Raw genomic sequence first — 6,716 nt, forward strand, 5'->3', positions numbered from 1 at the left:
CGGGCGGGTGCCCGGGGCCGCAGCCGTGCCACCGGATCAGCCGGCCCCGGTGGCGGTGACCTCGAACCACATCCGCTTGCCCGACCCGCGCGGCTCCACGCCCCAGGCGTCGGCCAGCGCCTCGACCAGCATCAGGCCGCGGCCCGAGGAGGCCTGCTCGCCGGGGGTGCGGCGCTTGGGCCACAGGTCCGACTCGTCCTCCACCTCGATCCGCAGCCGCGGCTCCCGGCCGTCCTCGCGGTACAGCCGCGCGGTGAACATCGCGTCCCGGTCGGTGTGCCGGATCGCGTTGGTGACCAGCTCGGAGGAGAGCAGCTCGGCGGTGTCGATCAGCTCGGCCACCCCCCAGCGGCGCAGCGCGTCCCGCAGCTCGCCGCGCAGTTCGGCGACCCGGGCCAGGTCGGCCTGCCCGATCCGGCGGCGCAGCTGCTGCGCCGCCAGCCCGCCCTCGGGGCCGTCCCAGCGCAGCAGCAGCAGCGCTATGTCGTCCTCGCGCTCGGCCGAGTCGGCGGCCCGGGCCGCGATCCGGTCAGCCAGCACCTCGATCGGGTCCTGCGCGCCCGGCTCCAGCTCGCCGGCCACCGCCTCGCACAGCCGCGCCATGCCGGTGTCCACGTCCATGGTGCGCGACTCCACCAGGCCGTCGGTGCACAGCACCACGGTCTCCCCGGGGTCCAGGCTGAACCGGGTGACCTGGTACTCCTGGTCCGTGGCCAGCCCCAGCGGCAGTCCGCCGACCACCGACTGCACGGCACTGCTCCCGTCCCCGCGGCGCACCACCGGGTCCAGGTGGCCGGCCCGCACCGCGTAGACCACGCCGTAGTCCACGTTGACCTCGGCGTAGGTGCAGGTGGCGAAGTGGTCGGTGTCCAGGTCGGCCAGGAAGCGCGAGGCCCGGGCCATCACGGCGGCCGGCGGGTGGCCCTCGGCCGCGTAGGCGCGCAGCGCGATCCGCAGCTGGCCCATGATGCCGGCCGCGTGCACGTCGTGCCCCTGCACGTCGCCGATCACCAGGCCCACGTGCCCGCCGGGCAGCGGCACCACGTCGTACCAGTCGCCGCCGATCTGCAGTCCGGAGCCGGCCGGCAGGTAGCGCACCGCGGTGGTCACCCCGGGCACGGCCGGCACGGTGCGCGGCAGCATCACCCGCTGCAGACCGGCCGCCAGCTCGTGCTCGGCGTCGTGCAGCCGGGCCCGGGCCAGCGACTGGGCGACCAGGCCGCCCAGGGTGGAGAGCAGGATCCGCTCGTCGGCGTCGAGCTCGCGGGCGTCGTCGAAGCTCACCACGCACAGCCCGATCGGCCGCCCGCTGGCCACCAGCGGCAGGAAGGCCCAGGCGCTGCGGCCGGTGCGCGAGGCCACCGGCCAGGCCTGCGCGAACCGGGCCTGGTACTCCTGCGGGCTGGCCAGGAAGACCGGCAGCCGGGTGCGGATCGCCTCGGCCGCGGGCTGGAACGGCTCCAGCGGGGTGCGGTCGTGCGCCTCGACGTAGTCGGCGCGGTAGCCGCTGGCGCCCAGGATCTGCAGCCGGCCGGTCTCGAACGCGGCCAGCACCAGGCCGTCCGGCGGCAGGCCCGGCAGCGGCAGCTCAGTAAAGACCCGGGCCACGTCGCGCACCGTGACCGCCTCGGAGAGCGCCCGGGCGGCCTCCTTGATGAACCGCGAGCGCTCCTCGCGCAGCGCGGCCAGCCGGCCGGCGTCCTCGCGCTTGTGCAGTTCGGCGGTGGCGTCCCAGACGAAGCCGACCATCCGCGACGGGCGCCCGAAGGCGTCGGCCAGCACCCGGCCGCGGAACCGCACGGCGTGCAGGGTGCCGCCCGGGAAGACGGTGCGGTAGTAGGCGCCGCACTGGCCGAGCTCGGCCACCGCGCGCTCCACCCGGCGGCGCACCACCGGGGCGTCCTCGGGGTGCAGCAGCGCCAGGAAGGCCTCGGAGCTGAGCCGGAAGGTGCCGCCGGTCATCCCGATGATCGCCGCCGCGCGCTGGTCGGCCTCGATCAGGTCGCGCCGGATGTCCCAGTCGAAGGAGCCGATGCCGTTGGCCGCCATGGCCGGCTCCAGCCAGTCCGGCGTGGAGTCGGTGGCCCGGGACTGCACGGCCTGCACGGTCGGCAGGCCGGCGGGCACGGCGATCCGGCCCGCCGCCAGGCTGCTGCCGCGCAGCCCCGCGCGGCGGCTGCCGGAGGCCGGCGGAGGGAGTGGGAGGCGTGCGGGCCCCTGCGGCTCGGGCTCAGTCGCCATGGTTCTCCTGCCCTGGTTGACTGCCCTGGCGGGTCGGTCTGCTGGCTTCGTGGTCCTCGGCCGCTCCCGCGGGTGGCGGGAGCCCGGTCCGGGCACACATTCTCACTATCCTGTCGAATGTTCGCCGTAGGAGCAATGCCGCCACGACCGGCACGAACGGTGTTCTCCCGCTCGCGCTGTGTCCGCATATGTCCGGGGCCTAGTCGTGGCGGCGCGCGGCCCGGCCGCGGCCGGTCACTGCCGCAGCTCGAACCAGGTCACCTTCCCCCGGCCGACCAGCCGCACCCCCCAGTCCGCGGCCAGTGCCTCCACCAGCAGCAGGCCCCGGCCGCCGGTCTCCAGCTCCGCCGTGTCCGTGAGCGCGTCCGCGTCCGCTCCGGTGCGCGGCCGCGGCACCTCGGCCGAGGCGTCCGCCACCTCCACCCGCAGCCGCCCCGACCCGGTCGGCCTGGCCGTGAACACCGCGCCCGCCCCGGTGTGCCGCAGCGCGTTGCCCGCCAGCTCGGTGGCCAGCAGCTCGGCCGTGTCCGTCAGCGCGGCCAGACCCCAGTCGGCCAGCGCCGCCCGCAACCGCGCCCGCAGCGGTCCGAGCGCGGCCGCCCGCCCCGGGGCCAACGCGATCCGCAGCGCGGTGGCGGTGCCGAGGTCGTTCCGGTTCTCCATCAGGCCCGCCCCCCAGCTGTGCCCGGATCAGTTGATCCATCGTCAACCCCGCCCCCCAGCTGCCGCAACGGTGCACAGGACGTCGGTCGTGGTGCGCGGGGGGCTCGCGGCGCGCGGCCTGCTGACACCCCGTCTACCGCTTCCCCGCGCACCCGGCCGGACCCTCCGGCGGACGGACACCACCCCCAGCGGTCACCCAGCGGGCGGATCCCGGCAACCCGGGCAAGGCTGGACACGACGACCCGATCCGGGTTCAATGGCCAGCACCACGTTTGAACGCCGTTCTAAACACAGCGAGGCACCGTGCGACTCACACCCACCGAACGGGACCGGCTGTTGATCTTCACAGCCGCCGAACTGGCCCGCGCCCGCCGCGCCCGCGGCGTGCGGCTCAACGTGCCGGAGGCCACCGCGCTGATCGCCGACACCGTCTGCGAGGCCGCCCGCGACGGCAAGCGCCTGCACGAGGCGATCGCGGCCGGCCGCAGCGTGCTCGGCGCCGACGACGTGCTGCCCGGCGTGGCGGACGTGGTCACCGTCATCCAGGTCGAGGCCGTCTTCGACGACGGCACCCGGCTCGCCGTGGTCAACGACCCCTTCCAGGGCGCCGGTTCGCTCGGCCACGAGGCGCCCGGCGCGGCCCTGCCCGGCCCGGGCACCGGCTACGACCCGGTCGAGGAGACCGTGCTGCTGCCGGTGCACAACACCTCGACCGTGCCGATCTCGGTCACCTCGCACTACCACTTCTTCGAGGTCAATCCGCGGCTGGCCTTCGACCGTGCGGCCGCCTACGGCACCCGACTCGCCGTTCCCGCCGGCTCCTCGGTGCGCTTCGACCCCGGCGCGGTGGTCGAGGTCGGCCTGGTCCCGATCGGCGGCGACCGGATCGCCATCGGCTTCGCCGGCCTGGTCGACGGCCCGCTCGACGCCCCCGGCGCCCGGGAGGCCGCCCTGGCCAAGGCCCGCGCCACCGGCTACCTGGTCACCTTCGACGACGCGGAGCCCGAGTCATGACAGCGATCTCCCCGCACGACTACATCTCGGTGCACGGCCCGCGGGCCGGGGACCGGATCCGGCTCGGCGACTCCGGCCTGATCGTCCGCGTCGAGTCCGACTCCCAGGCGCCCGGCGACGAGTTCCTGGCCGGCTTCGGCAAGACCGCCCGGGACGGCCTGCACCTCAAGGCCGCCACCGTCCGCGCCACCTGCGACGTGGTGATCAGCAACGTCCTGGTGATCGACGCGATCCAGGGCATCCGCAAGACCTCGATCGGCCTGGTCGACGGCCGGATCACCGCCATCGGCCGGGCCGGCAACCCGGACACCATGGACGGCGTCGACGTGGTGGTCGGCACCGGCACCACCATCGTCTCCGGCGAGGGCCTGATCGCCACCGCCGGCGCCATCGACACCCACGTCCACCTGCTCTCGCCGCGGATCATGGAGGCCTCGCTCGCCGCGGGGGTGACCACCATCATCGGCCAGGAGTTCGGCCCGGTCTGGGGCGTGGGCGTCAACTCGCCCTGGGCGCTGCGGCACGCCTTCAACGCCTTCGACGCCTGGCCGGTCAACATCGGCTTCCTGGGCCGCGGTTCCTCCTCCGACCCGGGCCCGCTGGTGGAGGCGCTGGCCGAGGGCGGGGCCAGCGGCTTCAAGGTGCACGAGGACATGGGCGCGCACACCCGCGCGCTGGACACCGCGCTGCGCGTCGCCGAGCAGTACGACGTCCAGGTCGCCCTGCACACCGACGGGTTGAACGAGTGCCTGTCGGTCGAGGACACCCTCGCCGTGCTGGAGGGCCGCACCATCCACGCCTTCCACATCGAGGGCTGCGGCGGCGGGCACGTGCCCAACGTGCTCAAGATGGCCGGCGTCGCCAACGTCATCGGCTCCTCCACCAACCCCACCCTGCCGTTCGGCCGCGACGCGCTCGCCGAGGCGGCCGGCATGATCGTCTCCGCCCACGACCTCAAGCTCGACCTGCCCGGCGACGCCGCCATGGCCCGGGACCGGATCCGGGCCGGCACCATGGGCGCCGAGGGCGTGCTGCACGACCTCGGCATGATCGGCATCACCTCCTCCGACGCCCAGGGCATGGGCCGGGCCGGCGAGACGGTGCGCCGCACCTTCGCCATGGCCGGCAAGATGAAGGCCGAACGCGGGGCGCTGGACGGAGAGTTCGGCACCGTCGAGGGCGGCGACGACAACCAGCGGGTGCTCCGCTACATCGCCAAGCTCACCATCAACCCCGCCATCGCGCACGGACTCTCGCACGAGGTCGGCTCGATCGAGGTCGGCAAGCTCGCCGACATCGTGCTCTGGCGCCCCGACCACTTCGGCGCCAAGCCGCAGCTCGTGCTCAAGGCCGGCTTCCCCGCCTACGGCGTGGTCGGCGACCCCAACGCCTCCACCGACCGCTGCGAACCCCTGGTACTGGGACCGCAGTTCGGTGCCCACGGCGCCACCGCCGCCGACCTCTCGGTGGCCTTCGTGGCGCAGGCCGCGGTCGACAACGGCGACCGCCTGCCGACCCGGCGCCGGCGCGTGGGCGTCCGCGGCACCCGCGGCATCGGACCGGGCGACCTGGTCCGCAACGCCCGCACCGGGCAGGTCGGCGTCGACGCCGGCACCGGACTGGTCTCGCTGGACGGCGAGCCGCTGCGCTCCGAACCCAGCGAGAGCGTCTCGCTCAGCCGCCTCTACTTCCTCTGAACCCCAAGGACTCGCCCCGATGACCACCCCCGCCTCGCTCGGCTACCGGATGCCCGCCGAATGGCACCCGCACGAGCGCACCTGGATGGCCTTCCCCACCCGCAACCAGACCTTCGCCACCCCCGAGCTGCTGCACGCCGCCCGGCTCGCCTGGGCCGCGGTCGCCAACACCGTCGTCCGCTACGAGCCGGTCACCCTGGTGGTCAACCTCGGTGAGACCAAGGCGGCCGAGGAGTACGTCGACGGGACCGTGCAGATCGTCGAGCGCCCGCTGGACGACGCCTGGATGCGCGACATCGGCCCCACCTTCCTGGTCGCCGCCGACGGCCGGCTCGCCGCCGCCGACTGGGTCTTCAACGGCTGGGGAGCCCAGTCCTGGGCCAGCTGGGAGAACGACCAGCACGTCGCCGAGCAGGTCGCCGGGCTGACCGGCGCGCAGCGCTTCGCCTCCCGCCTGATCAACGAGGGCGGCGGCATCCACGTGGACGGCGAGGGCACCGTCCTGGTCACCGAGACCGTCCAACTCGGCGAGGGCCGCAACGCCGACTGGACCAAGGCGGAGGTCGAGGCCGAGCTGCACGCCCACCTCGGCACCACCAAGGCGATCTGGCTGCCGCGCGGACTCACCCGCGACTACGACGAGTTCGGCACCCGGGGCCACATCGACATCGTCGCCAGCTTCGTCCGCCCCGGCGTGGTGCTCGCCCACGTGCAGCCGGACCCGGCCCACCCCGACCACACCGTCTGCCAGGAGCTGGTCGCCGTCCTGCGCGCGGCCACCGACGCCCAGGGGCGCCGCCTGGAGGTCGTCGAGGTCCCGGCCCCCACCGTGCTGCACGACGAGGACGGCGAGCCGGTCGACTACTCCTACATCAACCACTACGTGGCCAACGGCGTCGTCGTCCTCTGCGCCTTCGACGACCCCCGCGACCAGGAGGCCGCCGCCATCCTGGCCGAGGCCTACCCCGACCGCACCGTCGAACTGGTCGACGCCCGCGAGATCTTCGCCAACGGGGGCGGCATCCACTGCATCACCCAGCAGCAGCCCCGGCCCTGACCGCAGGTCGGCCCCCCACCCCCCCCGTGCGGGGGCCGCAGGGC

At 74.6% G+C, this 6,716-nt stretch carries 5 protein-coding genes; 3 read left to right on the forward strand and 2 right to left on the reverse strand.

The features are described 5' to 3' along the window. Positions 1-36 precede the first annotated feature (36 nt). Both ACFW1A_RS36885 and ACFW1A_RS36890 read right to left on the reverse strand, forming a co-directional pair. Entirely contained in the window at positions 37-2,241 is a 2,205-nt protein-coding gene (locus ACFW1A_RS36885) for a SpoIIE family protein phosphatase (RefSeq protein ID WP_380417356.1), read from the reverse strand. 234 nt (positions 2,242-2,475) lie between these two features. Then, the gene (locus ACFW1A_RS36890) at positions 2,476-2,904 is read right to left on the reverse strand and encodes an ATP-binding protein (protein ID WP_380417358.1); all 429 of its coding nucleotides are present in this window, start codon (positions 2,902-2,904) and stop codon (positions 2,476-2,478) included. A 303-nt stretch (positions 2,905-3,207) separates the two neighbouring features. On the opposite strand from ACFW1A_RS36890, the gene ureA reads away from it, so the two are divergent. Genes ureA through ACFW1A_RS36905 form a run of 3 tightly spaced genes read left to right on the forward strand, consistent with a single transcriptional unit; the run spans position 3,208 to position 6,672 of the window. Continuing rightward, complete coding sequence (gene ureA, locus ACFW1A_RS36895; protein ID WP_380417360.1) at positions 3,208-3,918, forward strand: urease subunit gamma; 711 nt, start codon at positions 3,208-3,210, stop codon at positions 3,916-3,918. Next, positions 3,915-5,615 (forward strand): urease subunit alpha, encoded by a 1,701-nt coding sequence (locus tag ACFW1A_RS36900; RefSeq protein ID WP_380417362.1) that lies wholly within the window; start codon positions 3,915-3,917, stop codon positions 5,613-5,615. Before ureA ends, ACFW1A_RS36900 begins: the two co-directional genes overlap by 4 nt. A gap of 19 nt (positions 5,616-5,634) precedes the next feature. Next, positions 5,635-6,672: an agmatine/peptidylarginine deiminase gene (locus ACFW1A_RS36905; RefSeq protein WP_380417364.1), complete on the forward strand. Its 1,038-nt coding sequence runs from the start codon at positions 5,635-5,637 to the stop codon at positions 6,670-6,672. The last annotated feature ends 44 nt before the right edge of the window (positions 6,673-6,716 follow it).

The sequence above is a fragment of the Kitasatospora sp. NPDC058965 genome (genome assembly GCF_042741245.1).
GTDB lineage: Bacteria > Actinomycetota > Actinomycetes > Streptomycetales > Streptomycetaceae > Kitasatospora.

Excerpts from the sequence above, each read along its gene's own strand:
- ACFW1A_RS36905 (WP_380417364.1), top strand. The coding sequence starts at position 5,635 with ATGACCACCCCCGCCTCGCTCGGCTACCGGATGCCCGCCGAATGGCAC.
- ACFW1A_RS36900 (WP_380417362.1), top strand. The coding sequence starts at position 3,915 with ATGACAGCGATCTCCCCGCACGACTACATCTCGGTGCACGGCCCGCGG.
- ACFW1A_RS36885 (WP_380417356.1), bottom strand. The coding sequence starts at position 2,241 with ATGGCGACTGAGCCCGAGCCGCAGGGGCCCGCACGCCTCCCACTCCCT.
- ACFW1A_RS36890 (WP_380417358.1), bottom strand. The coding sequence starts at position 2,904 with ATGGAGAACCGGAACGACCTCGGCACCGCCACCGCGCTGCGGATCGCG.